Source organism: Chryseobacterium sp. Leaf404 (assembly GCF_001424145.1).
Lineage (GTDB): Bacteria > Bacteroidota > Bacteroidia > Flavobacteriales > Weeksellaceae > Chryseobacterium.
The window spans coordinates 414,699-433,432 of record NZ_LMQM01000012.1 but is presented as its reverse complement, the minus strand read 5'-3'; the positions used below and the strand labels follow the sequence as shown (position 1 = coordinate 433,432).

The 18,734-nt window shown below is 37.3% G+C and carries 19 protein-coding genes; 11 read left to right on the top strand and 8 right to left on the bottom strand.

Features of this window, described 5'->3' with window-relative positions:
* Window positions 1-42: 42 nt before the first annotated feature.
* The 4 genes from ASG31_RS13550 to ASG31_RS13535 are packed head-to-tail and all read right to left on the bottom strand — an operon-like array spanning window position 43 to window position 3,292.
* The gene (locus tag ASG31_RS13550) at window positions 43-1,383 is read right to left on the bottom strand and encodes a UDP-N-acetylmuramate--L-alanine ligase (protein ID WP_056033584.1); all 1,341 of its coding nucleotides are present in this window, start codon (window positions 1,381-1,383) and stop codon (window positions 43-45) included.
* Between the two features lie 2 nt (window positions 1,384-1,385).
* Window positions 1,386-1,826, bottom strand: coding sequence for a hypothetical protein (locus ASG31_RS13545; protein ID WP_056033582.1), 441 nt, complete (start codon window positions 1,824-1,826; stop codon window positions 1,386-1,388).
* 6 nt (window positions 1,827-1,832) lie between these two features.
* Entirely contained in the window at window positions 1,833-2,636 is an 804-nt protein-coding gene (locus ASG31_RS13540; RefSeq protein ID WP_056033580.1) for a lysophospholipid acyltransferase family protein, read from the bottom strand.
* 26 nt (window positions 2,637-2,662) lie between these two features.
* Complete coding sequence (locus tag ASG31_RS13535) at window positions 2,663-3,292, bottom strand: NUDIX hydrolase (protein ID WP_056033576.1); 630 nt, start codon at window positions 3,290-3,292, stop codon at window positions 2,663-2,665.
* Window positions 3,293-3,521: 229 nt separating this feature from the next.
* Here ASG31_RS13535 and ASG31_RS13530 point away from each other — a divergent pair, with 229 nt between their 5' ends.
* The 7 genes from ASG31_RS13530 to ASG31_RS13500 are packed head-to-tail and all read left to right on the top strand — an operon-like array spanning window position 3,522 to window position 10,076.
* A complete protein-coding gene (locus tag ASG31_RS13530; RefSeq protein WP_056033573.1) occupies window positions 3,522-5,318 on the top strand; it encodes a beta strand repeat-containing protein in 1,797 nt (598 codons plus the stop codon).
* Between the two features lie 29 nt (window positions 5,319-5,347).
* Window positions 5,348-5,545, top strand: coding sequence for a hypothetical protein (locus tag ASG31_RS18590; protein ID WP_157844470.1), 198 nt, complete (start codon window positions 5,348-5,350; stop codon window positions 5,543-5,545).
* A gap of 57 nt (window positions 5,546-5,602) precedes the next feature.
* The gene (locus ASG31_RS13520; protein ID WP_056033565.1) at window positions 5,603-6,010 is read left to right on the top strand and encodes an RIP homotypic interaction motif-containing protein; all 408 of its coding nucleotides are present in this window, start codon (window positions 5,603-5,605) and stop codon (window positions 6,008-6,010) included.
* A 2-nt stretch (window positions 6,011-6,012) separates the two neighbouring features.
* On the top strand, window positions 6,013-6,738 hold the full coding sequence (locus ASG31_RS13515) for a CsgE family curli-type amyloid fiber assembly protein (RefSeq protein ID WP_056033562.1): 726 nt from the start codon (window positions 6,013-6,015) through the stop codon (window positions 6,736-6,738).
* A 12-nt stretch (window positions 6,739-6,750) separates the two neighbouring features.
* Window positions 6,751-7,170 (top strand): curli production assembly/transport component CsgF, encoded by a 420-nt coding sequence (locus ASG31_RS13510; RefSeq protein WP_056033559.1) that lies wholly within the window; start codon window positions 6,751-6,753, stop codon window positions 7,168-7,170.
* Between the two features lie 6 nt (window positions 7,171-7,176).
* Window positions 7,177-8,577, top strand: a complete 1,401-nt coding sequence (locus tag ASG31_RS13505) for a CsgG/HfaB family protein (protein WP_056033555.1) — start codon at window positions 7,177-7,179, stop codon at window positions 8,575-8,577.
* A complete protein-coding gene (locus ASG31_RS13500; RefSeq protein ID WP_056033552.1) occupies window positions 8,574-10,076 on the top strand; it encodes a carboxypeptidase-like regulatory domain-containing protein in 1,503 nt (500 codons plus the stop codon). The genes ASG31_RS13505 and ASG31_RS13500 overlap by 4 nt, the downstream gene beginning before the upstream one ends.
* Window positions 10,077-10,173: 97 nt before the next feature.
* Here the strand turns inward: ASG31_RS13500 and ASG31_RS13495 are convergent, their stop codons facing one another.
* From ASG31_RS13495 to ASG31_RS13480, 4 genes are all read right to left on the bottom strand, one after another.
* Window positions 10,174-10,821: a response regulator transcription factor gene (locus tag ASG31_RS13495; protein WP_056033549.1), complete on the bottom strand. Its 648-nt coding sequence runs from the start codon at window positions 10,819-10,821 to the stop codon at window positions 10,174-10,176.
* 249 nt (window positions 10,822-11,070) lie between these two features.
* Window positions 11,071-12,630 (bottom strand): Rne/Rng family ribonuclease, encoded by a 1,560-nt coding sequence (locus tag ASG31_RS13490; protein WP_056033547.1) that lies wholly within the window; start codon window positions 12,628-12,630, stop codon window positions 11,071-11,073.
* Between the two features lie 340 nt (window positions 12,631-12,970).
* Window positions 12,971-13,261, bottom strand: coding sequence for an HU family DNA-binding protein (locus ASG31_RS13485; protein ID WP_034674127.1), 291 nt, complete (start codon window positions 13,259-13,261; stop codon window positions 12,971-12,973).
* A 131-nt stretch (window positions 13,262-13,392) separates the two neighbouring features.
* Window positions 13,393-14,064 carry a response regulator transcription factor gene (locus ASG31_RS13480; protein ID WP_056033544.1) on the bottom strand — a complete coding sequence of 224 codons (672 nt, stop codon included), beginning with the start codon at window positions 14,062-14,064 and terminating at the stop codon, window positions 13,393-13,395.
* Window positions 14,065-14,245: 181 nt separating this feature from the next.
* Between ASG31_RS13480 and tssO (ASG31_RS13475) the strand changes: the two genes are divergently transcribed.
* From tssO (ASG31_RS13475) to tssR, 4 genes are read left to right on the top strand one after another with little or no spacing between them, the layout of a single operon-like run.
* Window positions 14,246-14,776: a type VI secretion system TssO gene (gene tssO / locus ASG31_RS13475; protein WP_056033541.1), complete on the top strand. Its 531-nt coding sequence runs from the start codon at window positions 14,246-14,248 to the stop codon at window positions 14,774-14,776.
* Between the two features lie 16 nt (window positions 14,777-14,792).
* On the top strand, window positions 14,793-15,314 hold the full coding sequence (tssO, locus tag ASG31_RS13470) for a type VI secretion system TssO (RefSeq protein WP_056033539.1): 522 nt from the start codon (window positions 14,793-14,795) through the stop codon (window positions 15,312-15,314).
* 30 nt (window positions 15,315-15,344) lie between these two features.
* Entirely contained in the window at window positions 15,345-16,253 is a 909-nt protein-coding gene (locus tag ASG31_RS13465; protein WP_056033536.1) for a PKD domain-containing protein, read from the top strand.
* Window positions 16,254-16,307: 54 nt separating this feature from the next.
* Entirely contained in the window at window positions 16,308-18,710 is a 2,403-nt protein-coding gene (gene tssR, locus ASG31_RS13460) for a type VI secretion system protein TssR domain-containing protein (RefSeq protein ID WP_056033533.1), read from the top strand.
* Window positions 18,711-18,734: the final 24 nt, after the last annotated feature.

The window sequence follows — 18,734 nt, the reverse complement described above, 5'->3', positions numbered from 1 at the left end:
TTCAAATGTGAAAAGGATTTTGAATTTTTATTTTAAAACCAGTTACTTCGTCAGATCAAGCCCGCCGAAATTTCCTGAGCTCATCATCATATAAACGCCGTCGGTTTTGTCTAAGGTATTCCAGTATTCATGAAGATCTTCAGCGTTTGTAAAGACTTTCAGATTTTCATTTTTAAACTTTTCCTTAATCAATTCAGGAGAAATAGCTTCCATCCTTTTGATTTTCAAAGCGTCTTCAGAATAAAAAACTACCGCATCTTCCGGTCCGTCCATCGCATGATCATATTGCTCCAAAAATACAGGATTCAGACTTGAATACGTATGAAGCTCAAGAAAAGCATGTTTTTTTTCATTTTTAAACTGTTCACAGAATGCTTTTACAGCAGCTTTTACTTTGCTGGGAGCGTGTGCAAAATCTTTGTATAGAATTCCGCCGTCATTTCTTTCCACCTTCTCCAGACGTTTTGAAGCACCTTTAAAACTCATGATTGCTTCATAGAATTCTTCATCCATAATGCCTAAAGTGTGGCAAATATGTCGTGCTCCTTCAAGGTTTAATAAATTATGAGCTCCAAAAACAGAAAGCGGAACATCGCCCATTACTTCTGTCTTCAAAAGAACTTTTCCGTTGCTGATTTCGTATTCAGGAGTTCTGTAAGGCATTTTTCTGAAATAATTTTCAGCATTTTCGACTACTTTTACGACTTCGGCATCTTCTTCATTATAAACCAAAACACCCCCAGGCGTAATGCTTGCGACGAATTTTCTGAACTGCTCTATATAATCATCAAAGGTTTTAAATACATTAATGTGATCCCACGCAATGCCGCTCAGAAGAGCAATATTTGGCTGGTACAATAAAAATTTTGAACGTAAATCGATGGGAGAGCTTAGGTATTCATCTCCTTCCAAAACCATAAAATCGTTATCCTGAGTAAGTTTTACCATACAGTCAAAACCTTCCAACTGTGCACCAACCATGTAGTCAACATCTTTATGATGAAAATTAAGTACGTGCAAAATCATTGATGTGATCGTAGTTTTACCATGAGAGCCTGCGATTACCACTCTTGTTTTGGTTTTAGACTGTTCGTACAGAAATTCTGGGTAAGAATAAATTTTTAAACCTAATTCTTTTGCTTTAGCGAGCTCGGGATTATCCTGATGCGCATGCATTCCCAAAATAACGGCGTCAATATCAGAAGCGATTTTTTCGGGAAACCATCCCAGTTCTTCGGGAAGAATATTTTTGTTTTCGAGTCGTGATCTTGAGGGTTCAAATATTGCATCGTCTGATCCTGTTACAAGATATCCTTTGTCTTTTAAAGCGATGGCCAGATTATGCATCGCACTTCCTCCAATGGCAATGAAATGGGTTTTCAAAATTATTTTGTGTTATTTACGTTGTTGTCTATAATTTTCTGGAAAACTTCTACAATGTTTTCCCATTTTCTTTGATCTACAGCCATGATGAGGCTTGCATCAGATTTGCTTCCGGAATTTTCGCCTTTATGCACGGTGATGGTTACAGATGCACGGTCGTAAATCTTTTTACGGTCTTCGATGATTTTTCTAAATTGATTTTCACCTAAAACTTTATCAATATTCTGAATTTCTGCATCAGAAATATTAAATTTTTTATTGGTTTTTTTTCCGTTTGATTCCAGAGAGTATTTTACTTTATTGCCTTTAATCAGTAGGTTTTCGTACATCGGGGCATATCCTCCGCTTTTTGAATAACTGAAATCGAAATCTGAAAATGCTTTCTGCGTATTGCAAGAAATGAAAAAGGTGATCAGCAGAAAGACGGCGATTAATTTTTTCATTGGTCTTTAGTTTTGATTATTTTCCTGAGATTTTTTAGCCTTAAGTTCTTTGTCGTAGGTATGAAGTACGTTGAAATCTTCTGTCTGCTCAATGGCTGTCATAATTTTCAAAAGAATATCGTTAGAATTTTCTGTTTCGTAATCGATATCAAGAGGGGCTTTAAATTCCATCGTTGGTTTTACACCGGTAACCTTTACACGAAGTCCTTTTTTGTCAAACGCTCTTCTGAAACCGTTTATTTTAATAGGAATTACAATAGGTCTCTGGTTTTTTACAAGTTTTGCCGTACCTCTTCGTCCCTGGGCAAAAGCGGCGGTAGTTCCCTGCGGAAAAGTTGCAACCCAACCGTTTTGCAGTGCTTTCATAATGTTATCAACCTCGGTGAGATCCACCATTCGGTTGACGTTCTGACCTTCGGCTCTCCAGGTTCTTTTTACGGTAACGGCACCGGCAATTTTAAATATTTTCGGAAGAATACCTTTATTCATAGTTTCTTCTGCCGCCACGTAATAAAAGTCAATTTTAGGATTCAGAAGATAGATTGGGTTTTTAATGCTGTTCAGATATCCATTATTCAGTGAATTGATGGCGTGATACATCGCAGCAACATCTGCAAAGTAAGTCTGATGATTGGATACAAAAAGAACATTACAATCCGGAAGATCCAATAAATGCTCAGTACCTGTGATTTTCAGTTTGTTGAAACCGTTAAATCTTCTGTAAGAAACGATACCGAGTATGAAGATGATTAATCTTTTAAGAAAGTAAGGGGTTCCGAATGCATCGGTAAATATATTTTTTTTGGCCATGCTTCAGTAAAAATGATTGTACAAAGTTACATTTTTTTAAGTAATTGGCTGAATTCACTGAGGATCATCGCAGTAGCTCCCCAAATAATATATCCGTTAAAATTGATTACAGGAACTACATTTCCGCCTGCTGCCTCAAGTGCCATCAATTCTGGTGTATCAGACAGATTCAGGAAAGAAGTAATTGGAAATTCTATTATTTCCACTGCTTCAGTTTTCTGGAGTATGAATTCAGGATTTCTTTTTGAATAGGAAATGAACGGATACACATAAAAATTACTTGGCGGAATATAAATAGGCGACATCTCACGTATAATCCTTACATACGGTTTTTCCAGACCAATCTCTTCGGAAGTTTCGCGGATGGCTGTTTCTGCAAAATCTCTGTCAGACTCTTCTCTTTTACCTCCCGGCAAAGAAATCTGCCCGCTGTGTTTGTCTCTTTTATTTTCTGTGCGTTGAATAAGAGGGAAATACCATTCATTATCTTTCAGATAGATCACAATATTAACTGCTGCAAGTTTTGGATTTTTCTCTAAAATCTGGTCATAGCTGAACAGTGGTCTTGACGGGGGCGAAAAAATGCCGTGTGCGTACTCACCATTGAGTTCTGTGTTTTTAATTTTATTCAAAAGGTCTTTTCCGAAACTTTTCATATTGTAAAAATAATAATATATGATAAAAATCCGAAATAAACTTTCTCAAATAACGTACCGTATTTCTACGGTAAAAAAAGTAACGGTTTACAGTGATGGGGGAGTAGCTGGATTCTTTATACAATATAGCTGAAACCATGATTTTTGAAATTTACCCTTTTCAGGTGGCATTTCGGGGTTGCTGATAGGTCTATATTTGTTTCATTAACAAAATAAAAATTTTTACACCATGAAAAAATTGATCTTTAGTGCAATTGCACTTTCCGGGGCATCACTATTTTATGCTCAAGGAACTAACAATAACAATAGTGTGACGCAATCAGGAGGCGGCGGCAATCAGTCTAACGTTAATCAAATGGGGTTATCTGAAAAAAATACAACTATTCAGAATGGTAACAATAACCAATCCATAGTTGTACAGAAACATCAGCTGAACGAAACTTCTACAACGCAGACGGGCGACAGTAACAAAGCCAGTTCTATACAGGGAGGCACTTCTAACTGGTCAAACAAAAGCTACGTAACGCAGGTACAAAGTGGCAACGGTAATGAAGTAAATGCCTTGCAGACAGGTACATACATGACTGTAATTAACCAGACGCAAACTGGTGGAAATTCTAACCTGGCAAATGCATCCCAGGCTACTGCACCTAGAATGTATATTGATCAGGTACAGACAGGTTCTGGTAACGTTGCTGGTGCAAGTCAGACTGGAGCTAATCCGCTTGGAGCTGCTGTAGATCCAAATAACAGTAGAGTTGATCAACAGCAGACGGGTCTTAGCAATTATACCAGTGCAAACCAAAATGGGTTTAACAACAACTCTAAGCAAACCCAAATGGGTAACAGCAACCAGGCATTTACCAACCAACAGTATTATAACAACAAAGCAACACAACTGCAGGATGGAGATGCTAACTTCGTTAGTTCACGTCAGGAAGGAATGGCATCTGACAACATTTCAAATCAAAATCAGGACGGTAATAATAACTCAGGCATTTCTCTACAGGAAGGTTCTTTAAACCTTGCAAATCAAACGCAGACTGGTGACCGTAATTATGCTAATGCATATCAAAATAACAGTGGGCACAAATCTACTCAGACACAAACTGGAAATGACAACGTTGGAAACGCTCTTCAATATGGTAATGGTAACACTTTAACTCAAACTCAAAATGGGGATGTCAATAATGCTTACACATATCAAAGTGGCAGTACCAACTTAGCAAGTTCCACTCAGACTCTTAACAATAATATCTCAAACCAAAGCCAGGTTGGTAATACAAACAATGTTCAGTCAACACAAAATGGCCTGAGAAACCAAAGTTATCAAAATCAACAGGGTAATAGCAATGTAATTTTCGCTGTGCAAAGTGGTAATGATAACGTTCAGAATCAAGTACAAAATGGTAGTAATAACGTTGGATACGGATTCAATGGTGTAGAGCAAAATGGCAGCAATAACACATCTTCTCAATCTCAAGTAGGAAATAGTAATATCAGATTACATGTTATTCAAAGTGGCAATGGAAATGCAGCAATTCAAAACCAAGCCGGAAACCAGAATGATTCTGATGCTCACACTTTTGGAAGCAATAACAAAACTACACAGGTTATAACCGGTAATTCAAACTTTGAAGGTATTTATCAAAATGGTAACAGCAGTGAGGGTACTCAAAGTCAGACAGGAAGCAACAACAGTGCTTATCTATCACAGGTTGGCGACTCACACAAATCTGTGTCTACTCAAAACAGCAGTAACAACATTTCTAATACATACCAGTACGGAGGAAACGGAAGCCAGGCTTACACAACTCAGTCAGGAGGAAATGGAAACAACTCAATGATTGAGCAAAATGGATCTTTTAACTGGACTTCTGTAAACCAATTGGGTCTTACCAATACTTCAAACAACACACAGAACGGCAGCTATAACCAAGCTACAATATCACAAAATGGTACATCAAACGTACACATGGGTATGCAGTCTGGTACAGGCAACGTGATTGTTGCAACACAGCATTAATCTTGTGAAAAATCGTCAATATGGGAGTCATGAATGATATAACATTGAATCAAATCGGATCTGATCATATTTTGCACTCTGAACAAAATGGAGTAAACAAAATGACATTTTCAATACAATGGGGTAATCAAAACAATGCAGCCATGAGCCGAATGAATAAAAATCAATCACACAACGATTTACAGCAAGGTAGTGGAAATTCTATTGTAGTAACACAATCTAACTAGAGTTTCTTCAAATGTATAGGAGAGCAATCTCCTATACATTATACTATTTTTTTTAAGATGAAAAAACTGGCTTACATATCAATACTACTTTTTTTCTGCTCTTTTTTTAAGGCACAGAAAAATATATCATTTGAACAGCTGAATTCACAGAATGTCCTGCAGCTTTTTGGCAGCGCCAATTCTACGGTGAATGCAACAACGGGTTTCAACTCCAATGTTGTGCAGATTGGGAACAATAACGACGTTCAGATTTACGATCTTAATCCTAAAAAGCTTTCTATAAGCCAAATAGGGAATGACAATAAAACTGTTTTCATCAACACCGGTAATAAACCCAGCACGGCAACCATCAATTCTGTAGGAAACAGAAATTATGTGGATGTGGTGGGCAGCAACAGCATCTCAGAAAAAATGAAAATTAATATCCAAAACAGTAACATGATTATTTTTATCAGAAATTATTAATAATGAAAATTAAATTTCTATGGATAATCTCAATACTTTTTTACTGTAATTTTTTCTCACAAAGTAAGGCCTACAGTGGTCTTAAAGCCAAAATAATTACAGAAAGCGCAGACGGTCTTTACAACATTATTGCTACAGCAGAAAACCAATCAGATTTCCATTACCCAATAAACTACATTCTGCTATCAATAAAAAAAGGAGCCACAGGCAACACTTCCACCAATAAACAGGAAGGTAAATATGTCGTAAAACCCAAAGAAACTTTAAAACTTTCTGAGGTGAAAACCAATCTCGACAGAAAAGATGTGCTCAAGGTTTTCCTCTTTATAAAAGACGAAGAAAGCGACAAGGTGATTTCTAAAGACAGTTTAGAGATACGTCCGGAAAAAATTGCTCAGCAAAATACACAGTCAATTTCTGAAAATGATATCGAACTATCGGGCCTTACCATAGACGATACCAGAAGCAGAAACGGAAAGTATTATTACGATCAGTTTTACATGAAGTATCTGCAGACCGACGAGAAATTTCCCGGTACCGTAAAAATCATTGAGATCCCCGGATTAGGACAAAGTACCAGAATTTCTGTACTGTACAATGAGCAGGAGATTTATCTCTTCAATACATCCCCGGATGAAGAAGCGATGGAACAGGAAGCTCAGACTACTTTGCAGATTCTCAAAGAAATGATTCTTCCCAAGAACGAATTGTTAAGAAGTTCAACTTAAAAACTTTACAAAATGAAACTCTTTTATACTACTACAATATTATTTCTAACAGCATTTGGCTTTACCCTAAAAGCACAACAGCTGGTTTACAAACCCATAAATCCCGCGTTCGGCGGCGATACGTTCAATTATCAGTGGCTTCTGAGCTCAGCAGCCGCACAAAATCAGTTTGATAACAATACAGGAGGCAGCTCTCTTTCAAATCTAAACTCATTAGGCAGCTTTACAGACAGTTTAAACAGACAGCTTTTAAGTCAGCTTTCTACAAAACTGTTTGGTAATCAGTTTGGTGATGGTGATCTGAAACCGGGAACTTACGTTTTCGGTTCAATGTATCTTGAAGTGACGCAGGCCAATGGTGGGCTTTTGATTAAAATTCTGAACACCAGCACCGGCGAACAGTCTGAAATTATAATTCCCGGACAAAACTAATTTACCATGAAAAAGACATATACATATCCAAAATTTTGGATATCATTACCTGTGTTTTTTATGGTAATGATTGGATGTAATTCTTTACTGAATTATCCCTCGCACAGCGAAAAATCTACGTTGGGCGAAACCACAAATTTTACTTCAAAAATTAAAAATCTGCCGGTGCCAACTGAGAAAGTGGTGGTGGGAGTTTATAAATTCCGTGATCAGACCGGGCAGTACAAAGCTGCAGAAAATGGTGCGAGCTGGAGTACAGCAATTCCGCAGGGAACAACCACCATTCTTATTAAAGCTCTGGAAGACAGCCGCTGGTTCAGACCTATTGAAAGAGAAAATATAGGCAATCTTTTGAATGAAAGACAGATTATACGCTCTACAAGAAAAGAATATATGCCAGGGCAGATCAATGAATCGGGAAATCTTCCGCCGCTTCTGTATGCCGGCATTATCCTGGAAGGCGGCGTAATTTCTTACGATACCAATGTTGTAACAGGCGGTTTGGGAGCAAGATATTTCGGTATAGGTGCCTCTACACAGTACAGACAGGACAGAATTTCTGTATATCTGCGCGCCGTATCTACGCAGACCGGTGAAATACTTAAAACCGTTTACACTTCCAAAACTATACTTTCCACCTCAATCAGCGGAAGTTTCTTCAAATACGTAGATACTGAAAGACTGATGGAAGCCGAAGTGGGAATCACTCAAAACGAACCCGTGCACCTTGCCGTAACCGAAGCTATAGAAAAAGCTGTTTACGGAATGATAGTAGAAGGTGTAAGAGATAATATCTGGGGCAGTACCGTGCAGGATCCCGCCAAATTTACCGGCCTTATTAAAGAGTACAGCACTGAACAGGCCGACAACGATATGAAAGTTTTAGGCAAAAAATTAGCAGATAACCAACGCGCAAAATTTTCGATGTACGGTATGGCAGAAGGTACGCAGATCCGCGGGGATTATGTGAATGCCAAAATACATCCCGGAGTAAAAGGTGGATTGAAATATTTCGTAAGTGACCATTTTAATATTGACGGAAATGCAAGTTATTTCATCTTCGAAAATAAAAATATCTTCTGGCGGCGTGCCATCGCTTTTGATTTAAACGCAGAATACATGCTTTTGCCAAAAAGTAAATTTACACCCTACGCATTTGGCGGCATTGGATCCGTATTCTATAGAGACAAAAATTATTTCAAATCTCAGTTTGGCGGAGGTCTGGAATATCTGGTTAACCGAACTTTTGCATTGCGTTTAAACGCACAGTATGATCTCGGATTTAATGACGACTGGGATTTTAAAGTGCAGGGAAAGAAAAAAGATCAAAGTGTAAGAATTGGTCTGGGAGTAAATGTGTATCTCAACCGAAAATCTACGAAACCTTTAAAAACAGTGAATCCATGAAAAAATTATTAAAATATATATTGATTTTGATGCTTGGCGCTTTAGCAAGCTGCAGTGAAGATTTAATCGCTGAAAACACAACGGGAGCTATCAGAGGAACCGTGGTGAAAAAAGGTACGAATACACCACTTGCGAATGTGAAAATCTCTACGAGCCCCACCACAACCACCACTTTCACGGGTACGGACGGAAGTTTTACCATCACTGATGCCCCAGTAGGAGACTATTCTGTGAAAGCAGAATACAGCGGATATGTTACAAATTATCAGGGGATTAATCTGAAAAATGAAGGTCAGACGGTAACAGTTGTATTTGAAATGTCTGATGACGCAAGTTTAAACTCTCCTCCTACAATTCCTGTGTTGGTGAGCCCTGCAGATAATTCTGTGGAACAACCTTTATCACTTAATTTATCATGGACGGCAACTGATCCGGAAAATGACAGCTTAAAGTTTGATTTGATTTTGAAAAATGCCAACAATACCATAGTTCAGAATATCAACGGAATTAAAACCAAAAACTATAACGTTACCAATCTGCAGTACAACAATACTTATTTTTGGCAGGTCGCAGTTTCAGATGGGGTGAATCCTAAAGTTTTCAGCGAAACAAGACAGTTTAAAACCGTAACTACGCCTACCAACAGATTTCATTACGTGAAAAAAGATTCTAACGGTAATTATTACATTCTTTCAGCCAACGAAACAAACGTTAATTTTAATCTTACATCCAGCTCGCAGAACTCTTTCAGGCCGAGACTGAACAATGATGCCAACAAAGTGGCTTTCCTCAGGAATGCAGGCGGAAATTTTCAGATTTTCACCTCCAAAAGAGACGGTTCAGATATGATGCAGGTAACCACTCTTCCGGCAACAGGATTCAGCAATGCTGAGATTGATTTTTCCTGGAACAAAGTAGGAAGCCAGTTAATTTACGCAAATTTTGATAAGTTATACAGAATCAATTCAGACGGAACGGGTCTTACATTAATTTACTCTACCCCAGACGGCAGCCTTATTTCAGAATGCGACTGGAGCTATGACGGCAGCAAAATCGCCCTGAAAACAAATAACCTGAGTGGTTATGGTGTAAAGGTATTCATTATAAATATGTCGGGAACTGTTACACAAACCGTTCTGAGCGGCGTAAGCGGTGGAGCAGGAGGTATCAACTTCTCAGCAGACAGCAAAAAACTTCTGTATACCCGTGATTTAGCAGGCTTTGAAAATGTGCAGTACAGACAGCTGGATTCCAGAATATATATATATGATCTGGAAAATAATACCCAGCAGGATATTTCAGCAATGAGCCAGAAGGTAAACGGTACGAACGATCTGGATCCGAGATTTTCTCCTAACGATGCCGAGGTCATCTTTGTCAATACTTCCAATGATAATGTCTCGGCTAAAAATGTAGTGAAAATTACACTTACAGCAACCAACGGAAATTATCCCCGAACAGTACTTTACACAGATGCAGAAATGCCGGATTGGGAATAAAACACATTACCCAGTACTATAAATTAAAAGTCAAAACCGGATATTGGTTTTGACTTTTTTTAGTAAAATTAAATTTAAAATGATGAAAGGCATGAAGTTACTCGATGATGTTGTTTTCCAGTGCATATTTTACAATGCCTACAGAATTCCGTACATTGAGCTTTGTCAGTATTTTTTTTCTGTGAGTTTCCACTGTGTTGATGCTGATAAACAGTTTGGTGGAAATATCCTTGCTGCTGAGGCCATCGCAAATCAATTTTAAAATTTCTGTTTCTCTTTTTGTGAGACAATCTTTAATTGGAGCGGCTTCAAAATTTTTACCGTTACTCACAAAACTGATCATTTTTTCTTTAGCGTGTGCACAGAGAAATATTTCTTTCTTGGCTAGAGCCTGCAGACAGTCTGTAAACTCGTCAAAAGAACTCATTTTATCAAGATAGGCAGTAATACCTTTATTAAAAAGTTTACGGATAGATGTTACATCATAATCATTGCCGATGATGATGATTTTGAGATTGGGATTACTGCTTTTCATCTGTTCAGTACACTGATAGATTTCTGAAAGCATCATCATATTGGAGCTGAACATTAACAGATCAAATTCTCCAGATTTCAAATATTCCTGAAGATTAAGGTGGCAGCTGCAAACCTGAATACGGTCTATAAATGTAGTTTGTGAGAGAAGTTTTGCAAGACCTTCTGCGTATAAAGCAGGCTGATCAAAAATTATTAAATTTGATTCCATCTAGGTGTGTGTTAGAAGTTCATAAAAATAATAAAAATTATTCAGTTAGCAATAATATTATAAAAATTTTACATAAAAATACTCCATTAGTGGTATGTTTTCTCATAGAGTTAGCCGTAATGAATAAAATTTACAAGTAATGTAAAATATATAAAAAGATATTAAAACCGGCTCAAAAGTATTCTCTGAAGGGTATTGTACTGCTGCTATAAAGAAAAAACCTCTATCGGTATAGAGGTTTAGTTGATTTTAGTTTGAGTAACTGGCGAGTTCTTCTTTTTTAGAATTATAAACCCTGTATTCTAGGTATTTAAAAGAATCGCGAGGGATGATAGTTACCCATTTTTTGTACTTGATGAACCATTTCATCTGAATACTTTTAATTCCCTTCGTAAGGTAAGCCTCTACGAAAGGATGTACGTGAAGGAAGAGTTTTCCTTTTTCTTTTTGCAGAATCGTTCTCAGGGTATCACCCATTTTTTCAACGATTACGATTGGTGCAACGATTTCACCGGCTTTGTTCGGGTTTTCTTCGCTGGTTTCAATCTGTTTTTCCGGGCGGTTTCTTTGCCTGGTAATCTGGATAAGTCCAAATTTACTTGGAGGAAGAATTTTGTGGCGGGCTTTGTCTCTGCTCATTTCATTGCGGAAATGTTCGTAGAGTTCCTTTCTGTGCTCGGGATTTGTCATGTCGATAAAATCAACAACGATGATGCCTCCCATGTCACGAAGTCTCAGCTGTCTCGCAATTTCTGTAGAGGCCATTTTGTTTACATTCAGGGCATGCTCGCGGTTGGCAGTATTTCCAAGGCTGATGTTGTTGCCGGAATTTACGTCTACCACGTGCAGAGCTTCGGTATGCTCAATAACCAGATAAGCACCTTTTGAGCTGGGGATATTTACATGTTTCCCAAAACTCTGCTTCATCTGCTTTTCCACATTGTAATGTTCCATTAGCGGAATGTGCGAATTGTGATACTGAACGATGTTTTTACGTTCTGGAGCAATGACCTCAAGATACGCTTTCATTTCTGAGACCATCTGCTCGTCATCACAAATGATATTCACAAAATCCTGATTGAAATTGTCTCTCAGAATCGCAGAAGCTTTATCGTCTTCGCTCAGGATCTTTGAAGGAACTTTGTTTTTCTGAATGTTTTTAAAAGTGCTTTCCCATTTCTGAACCAGCTGATTCATGTCATTATGCAGGTCTGCTACTTTTTTTCCTTCAGCTACCGTTCGGATGATTACGCCGAAGCCTTCAGGTTTAATACTGTCTATCAGCGTTTTCAGTCTTTCCTTTTCTTCCGTAGTTTTGATTTTCTTAGAAACAGAAATCTTGTTGTCGAAAGGGATCAGTACTAAAAATCGCCCTGTGAGAGATACCTGTGTAGATATTCTTGGGCCTTTTGTAGAGATAGGTTCTTTGGTAATCTGCAGAATAACGATGTCGTCTTTTGCAATTACTTTATCTACAATTCCGTTCTTATCGATTTCCGGTTGAATTTCAAAATTCTTCAGGCTTGAAGAGCTTTGTTTTTTTGAAATACTGTCTTTCAGGAATTTTTTGTAGGTAAGAAATTGGGGTCCAAGATCCTGATAATGTAAGAATGCGTCTTTTTCGTAACCAATGTTTACAAAAGCTGCGTTGAGATTCGGAGCCAGTTTTTTCACTTTTCCGATGAACAGGTCGCCTACTACAAAGTCATTTTTGTCTTCTTCCTCATGAAGTTCGCAGAGTTTTCCGTCTTCCAGCAAAGCAATTTTGGTGAAATCGTCTTCATGCGAAACTAGCAGTTCTGTCTTCATTTTGTTGTAAGATAATTTTTTTTGATTGAGGAATTTTTTCTAAAGTCCGGAATTTTTAAAAATACAGATAATCCCGGTATTTTTAAAAAAAAAATTATGAGTTGTAGATATCCCTCCGAATCACACTTTGTACAAATAAAAATATAGTTAGTGATTTATTAAATATTAAAAAAACACCAACTATATTATTATATTAGAAATCTCAGTTGAGATTATTTCTTCTTATGTCTGTTCGCTCTTCTTCTTTTCTTTCTCTTGTGAGTCGCTACCTTGTGTCTCTTTCTTTTCTTTCCGCTTGGCATAATTTTAATTTTTAATAACTAGTTAATATTCTATTAATTTATTTTACTGCAACTTTAGTTTTCACTTTCTCCACAAAAGATTTTGATGGCTTGAAAGCAGGAATATTGTGTGCAGGTATTTCGATTGCAGTATTTTTAGAGATGTTTCTTCCCGTTTTTGCTGCTCTGGTCTTCACGATGAATGATCCAAAACCTCTTAAGTAAACATTATCCCCATTGTACATAGAAGTTCTGATTTCCTGCATAAACGCCTCTACAACTTTCTGTGTTTCATTCTTTTCTGTTCCCAATTTATTTGAGATGGTGTTTACCAATTCTGCCTTTGTCATTTCCTGTGTAATTTTAAATTTTAGGTGTGCAAATTTAGTTAAAAAAATTGAATATTAGCAAATTAGTAAAAAAATAATTTTCTTTCTGAAGGCGAAATATCAGGCAGATAAACTTTGAATAATGCGGAAAATTACATGCTGCTGTTGTAATATCCGTTCTCTACACAGAATCTTATGAGATGCAGTTTGGTTTTAAGACCCAGTTTTTCCGTAAGTCTGTTGATGTAAGTGTCAATCGTCCGTGTGCTGAGGTTCAGTTTTTCGCCTATTTCCTTGTTGCTGAAGCCTTCATAGCAGAATTTCATCAGCTGGATTTCTGCTGGCGAGAGCTCATCCTGGCTGTTTTTCTGCCTTGCCATATATTCCTGTACAGAAAGGGGCTGCTGCCTCCATTTCTCTGTGTATTCGGCATAGTTGAAAGCATCTGCTTTGGTAAGTCCTTTTATCATTTCTTTAATAATCAGACTGTTTTTCTGGCAGTAATACACATTGGGAATTTCTGAAAGAATATCCGCAATATCTTCCTGATACATCCCGGAATAAGTAATAATAGGCGTTTCTGAGTTGTTTTTACGGATGATTTTAATGGCTTCAAGACCGCTTAAAACCGGCATAAAAAGTTCAATAACAAATACGTCTTCCTGGCGGCGGTAAATTCTGTTAATAAGCTCGTGGCCGTTATTGCAGTCATTCAGGAGAATGTAAAACGGATTGTCTAAAAGTGATTTTACCATTATTTTTTTAAAATAGTAATCACTGTCGGCAATAGAGAACCGAACGGTACTGGAGATAATCTTATTCATGTAATGTCTGTGAGGTTTGGTGCCTGTAAATTAAGAAAAATCTGCGGAATGTGAAATTAATGTTTGTTAAATCTTGGTTAAAGACTTTATTATCCTTTGAAAACAATAATTAATACAGTTTTTTTTTGTGAGTCTGTTTTTTTTTTATAATTTTCACCTACCAAAAAACCAAATACTTAATATGTCTGTTTATAATGATAAAAAATTAAACAGAAGTGACGTCCGTACAGGGATCTGGCGGTTTGTTATTTCATTTATCGTATTATCTGCTGTTTCCTTCACGGCAGTTTTCTTCTTTTTTAAAAGCTACGATACGCAGCGTGCAGGCATTTCCAAAGAAGTGGAAAAATACGAAAACCTTCTGAGCAAAAATCAGCTTCTGAAAATCTCTTTAGACAGCATTCAGTACAATATGTCTATTCTCGGGGCAAACCGTGTAGAAAACGATATTTATCTGCGCGAATCTATCATGGGGAAAATGCGTGATGCCAAAGATATTATGGGAGAAGACAGCGCTACCAATTTTAAGCATTACAATGTTCTGCTTAAAAAGGTTGAAAAGATGCTTCTGCTTAAAAGCCAGATCATTACGGCTAATAATGACGAACAGGCAATCCTCAGGAGTTTAAATAACTGTCAGAGCAAAGATCATCAGATACTTGGCGAATTGAGAAAAGATCCTTCGAGAATTTTTACAGGAAGAAGACGTTAATCCCAAAAACAGTATTATGCAGGCTCACATTACCTTATCAAAAAAAGAAAAACGGTATCAGTTTTTGTATCTTATTTTAATGCTTCTTTTGGCGCTTCTGCTTTTGGGAATTATTTTTCTGCATCAGTTCAGATCTCCTTTTTCTGAAACAGATATTCTGAAAGTGCAGACTCTGGAACAGAAAAATAAATTTGATATTCAGCAGAAAGTTACCCAGCCCATAGTAGATACCACTTTTTCTAAAATCGTTTCTTTATCTGAAGAAAATCCCGATCCCGTAAAAGAAAGTCAAATCGAATACGATATCAGTACCATCAGAAATTCTTTTGAAAATGCAGGCATCAATGACGAAAGAAAAGTAGGCTACCCTCTCATCGCAGAATTCTACAAAATGTTTCTGGAAGACAAAAAATGGCTCGTCAAGAAAAAAGAAAACATCAAAAAATACGAAAAACAGTATGATGACTGCACAATTGGCTATCAGCAGAGAAAAGATCAGTTAATTGACCGCAGAAATTCTTTTAATGCCCAAAAATAATCAAACACAAAACCATCACAAAAATTTATTATGAATTACTTTCAGAAAAACCGAACAAACATCATCATAGGTGTAATCGCTACTTTGCTTGTGGCAGCACTTATCGCGTTGTGGTTTCAGAAAAAAACAATACACTCTTCCGATGATATTGTTGCAGAAGTTTATCCTAAAACAGTAAATGTAAAAGACAGTCTTTTTTTTGTAGATAAAACCCCATTTGCCAAATCAAAGAGATGGGATTTCGGAGACGGAAGTACCTCAGACAAATCTAACGGAGTACATTTTTACAGCAAACCCGGATATTATCAGGTAACTTTAATAATTGATAATAAATATTCTAAAAATTATGGGATTTTAGTATCTCAGCCACAGGCGGTAAGAAAAGACAGCCTTGGGTTGTTTACCGGCATTGAGGCTGTGTCACAGGCACGTCAGTTTGAGAATGTTCAGTTTAAAGCCATTTCAAACGCGAAACAGTTTACGTGGAGATTTGGAGAGACAGGTAATATTGATTCAAAAGACAAGCTTGCTTATTTTACGTACTCGAAACCTGGAAATTATGTGGTAACTCTCTATACAGAAGAAAATACAGCTCCCGTGCAGCACGCAATCACCATTTTACCTGCTTATGATCAACTGGATGATTCTGAACTGAAAATTGAAGACAACTATCAAAAAATGGATAACGATTTTAAATACCGCCTTCAGCAGATTGCCAATGGCAACAGTTTTAATCTGAATTACAATTATCTTTTAAACAAATATCTGTGTAATAACGAAAACGCAACCGTAAGCGTTAACGACAGTAAAATCAATAATTTCTATCTCTACTGCGCAGGTCTTCAGTTTGACAAAAATACAGTGATACAAACCGTAAAGCTGAATTTTGATGACGCACAGAACTGTGTAACCAAAGTAGATATCAACCAGACCAAATAATTGAAGATTTTAATATTTAAAATTAAAATCAACCAAATCATAAAGTTTATCAAGATGAAAAATAAATTTCCTCTCGCCGCCTATTATGCAGGGTTAAGCATTTTGTTGACCGCCTGCAGCGTGAAACTTCCTTCAAAAAAAACTCCCGAGCCGGAAAGATACGGGCAGATTGACGGTAACGCAGTGATCAACGGTTTTCCTAAAAATTCTGTGCCCTGGATCGTTATTTCAGACCGTTCCAGAAATACGGCGTATTTAGATAAAAATGACGAGAAATCTTATAAAGAAGTCAAATTTTTAGAACCTCTGATGGTTGTGAAAAAGCGTGACGGAATGCTCAAAGTTGCAGAGTACAATCCAGATGCTTTGATGACAAAAAAAGTTTCTGCAAAAGAGGTGAAAACTTACGGCTGGATTCCTGAATCTGAACTTCTGCTCTGGACGTCTTCTCTCAAGAGCGAGAAAACAGGATATCCCGCAAGAGTTGCCGTTGTGCCAAGTAACAGTGAAGTCATCCGTTCTTCAGAAAAATATTATAAAAATGACTCTATTGTTGTTTTTAATTCTCCGGCACTCATTGAAGCTGCTAACGTAAAAATACCGAACGGACAAATGGTTTACGTTTACAAACAGGCAGAAAACAACAGGAGATACCTTGTGGGGAAAAAACCGTCTCTGGAAATCGACAGCATTGGTAAAGGTCTTTATGGCTGGGTAGATTCTCACGTCATCTCTTCGTGGGGAGAAAGATCTGCGGTGAAGATGGTTAATATCACAGGAATCAAAGAATCTGCGTATGGTATTCACGAAGGGTCACCCAATTCTGCTGATACAGAAGACCGTACAGCAGTTCTGCTTACAGACGTCAACAAAAGAGCTCCTCTGGAAAATATTTTCCCCGTAACTCTTCCTTTAAATGAGGCCGAAACGCCATACTACAAAACTAAATATTTCACCAATATTTTAGATTACAGCAAGAATTATGTATTTAATGTTTTAGGAGAACCGGTTTATTTTGACCGCTACCGGGAAATTACCGAAATGAGTAAAAAGCTTAACATTGTTTTTGTACTTGATACAGGCAGCTCTAATGCTCCGTATATCCCGATAGTAAAATCTTTACTTCAGGATTTGCAGTTGAAATTTGAAAAACCTACTTATTTTACCCAAGTAAAATACGCAGCAGTACTGTATAAAAATAATTCCTGCGGAGACAATGTAGTTCCGTCTGGTCTTTCTTCAGATTATAATACAATAACTAAGTTTATCGACGAAAAAATGATTGAGACAGACTGCCCGGGAAGCAATATCAATCAGCCTTTAGCAGAAGGTCTGGTGGCAGCAGGAAATCTTCTTTCAGGAGTTCCGGATGAAACCAATATTGTGGTCACTTTAGGCACATCAGCAAGCAGGAGCACAAACATGTATGAAGTGATTAATTCCCTTACGCAGGCGCAGGCAAGGCTGATTATGTTTCAGTCTAATTCAAGGTCGTCAGACACGTACAATGATTTTGTTCTGATGTCTGAAAATATTGTTACAAATACTGCTAAAAACTCTGCGGAACTGAAAAAGCAGAAAATTATAGATCAGAACGAGGTTTTAACCAAGAATAATTTCAGTCTTACGGAAGGTGATGAAGGATTTTACAGTTTAGATTTCCCTAAAAAAAGCATGTCTCAGGGGTTTGTAATTTTCCCAAAAAAAGGGGATGTGGCACCTCCGGGATATCTGAAAAAATCGGTTGACAGTCTTTTGGCCCAGGTAACCTTGGATAATGAAATTATTGAGCGTTCTCTGGATAAAAGCTTTCATTCTTCGGTAGGAGCGGGGCATACAGATGTAGATTTTAAGTATAAATATCTGTATCCGGGACTTACGAATCCTGTGCCCTCCGGAATTGCTGCTCAGCTGATCAATTACGGGAATCCGTTTTTAGAAAAAGGGTACATTCCTGCTGATTTAAAAAACTTTGAGCCAGGTCTGGAAAAAGGAATTCTGATTTCTGAAAAAGAATATGACCAGCTCAAAAATTTCTATCAGGAAGTTTACGAAAATACCGGTGCCGCTCGTACAGATTTTAAGCAGTCAAGAGCTGTAAAAGAATATGTAAAACTTCTGAAGAAATACAATCCCACTTTAGAGTTTGCAAAAGATACCGATATTTATGAGCAGCCCATGGCTTACGCAGTAGGCATTTCAACAGGGTTTGATCTTTCCGGTGAAGAACTGATGGCAAAATATAAACTTAAAGCCTGGAAGAAATCAGATATCATAATACCCGGTACAGCCAAAACTTATTTTGAAAACTACAAAAGACTTTCAGACAGAATGCTGGCACAGAGAAACAATCCTGCGGTAAAAATTCAGCATAACGGGCAGACGTTTTACTGGCTGAATGAATATTTTACCCCAACCATGACGGAAGTGGAAGAGCCAAAATATAACAAGCATTAGATTTTATATTTAATTCATTAATAA

Coding starts and splice junctions, on each gene's coding strand:
- ASG31_RS13490 (WP_056033547.1), bottom strand. CDS start 12,630: ATGAAGACAGAACTGCTAGTTTCGCATGAAGACGATTTCACCAAAATT.
- ASG31_RS13515 (WP_056033562.1), top strand. CDS start 6,013: ATGAAAATTAAATTTCTATGGATAATCTCAATACTTTTTTACTGTAAT.
- ASG31_RS13545 (WP_056033582.1), bottom strand. CDS start 1,826: ATGAAAAAATTAATCGCCGTCTTTCTGCTGATCACCTTTTTCATTTCT.
- ASG31_RS13495 (WP_056033549.1), bottom strand. CDS start 10,821: ATGGAATCAAATTTAATAATTTTTGATCAGCCTGCTTTATACGCAGAA.
- ASG31_RS13520 (WP_056033565.1), top strand. CDS start 5,603: ATGAAAAAACTGGCTTACATATCAATACTACTTTTTTTCTGCTCTTTT.
- ASG31_RS13500 (WP_056033552.1), top strand. CDS start 8,574: ATGAAAAAATTATTAAAATATATATTGATTTTGATGCTTGGCGCTTTA.
- ASG31_RS13510 (WP_056033559.1), top strand. CDS start 6,751: ATGAAACTCTTTTATACTACTACAATATTATTTCTAACAGCATTTGGC.
- ASG31_RS13535 (WP_056033576.1), bottom strand. CDS start 3,292: ATGAAAAGTTTCGGAAAAGACCTTTTGAATAAAATTAAAAACACAGAA.
- ASG31_RS13480 (WP_056033544.1), bottom strand. CDS start 14,064: ATGAATAAGATTATCTCCAGTACCGTTCGGTTCTCTATTGCCGACAGT.
- tssR (WP_056033533.1), top strand. CDS start 16,308: ATGAAAAATAAATTTCCTCTCGCCGCCTATTATGCAGGGTTAAGCATT.
- ASG31_RS18590 (WP_157844470.1), top strand. CDS start 5,348: ATGAATGATATAACATTGAATCAAATCGGATCTGATCATATTTTGCAC.
- tssO (WP_056033541.1), top strand. CDS start 14,246: ATGTCTGTTTATAATGATAAAAAATTAAACAGAAGTGACGTCCGTACA.
- ASG31_RS13505 (WP_056033555.1), top strand. CDS start 7,177: ATGAAAAAGACATATACATATCCAAAATTTTGGATATCATTACCTGTG.
- ASG31_RS13530 (WP_056033573.1), top strand. CDS start 3,522: ATGAAAAAATTGATCTTTAGTGCAATTGCACTTTCCGGGGCATCACTA.
- tssO (WP_056033539.1), top strand. CDS start 14,793: ATGCAGGCTCACATTACCTTATCAAAAAAAGAAAAACGGTATCAGTTT.
- ASG31_RS13540 (WP_056033580.1), bottom strand. CDS start 2,636: ATGGCCAAAAAAAATATATTTACCGATGCATTCGGAACCCCTTACTTT.
- ASG31_RS13465 (WP_056033536.1), top strand. CDS start 15,345: ATGAATTACTTTCAGAAAAACCGAACAAACATCATCATAGGTGTAATC.
- ASG31_RS13485 (WP_034674127.1), bottom strand. CDS start 13,261: ATGACAAAGGCAGAATTGGTAAACACCATCTCAAATAAATTGGGAACA.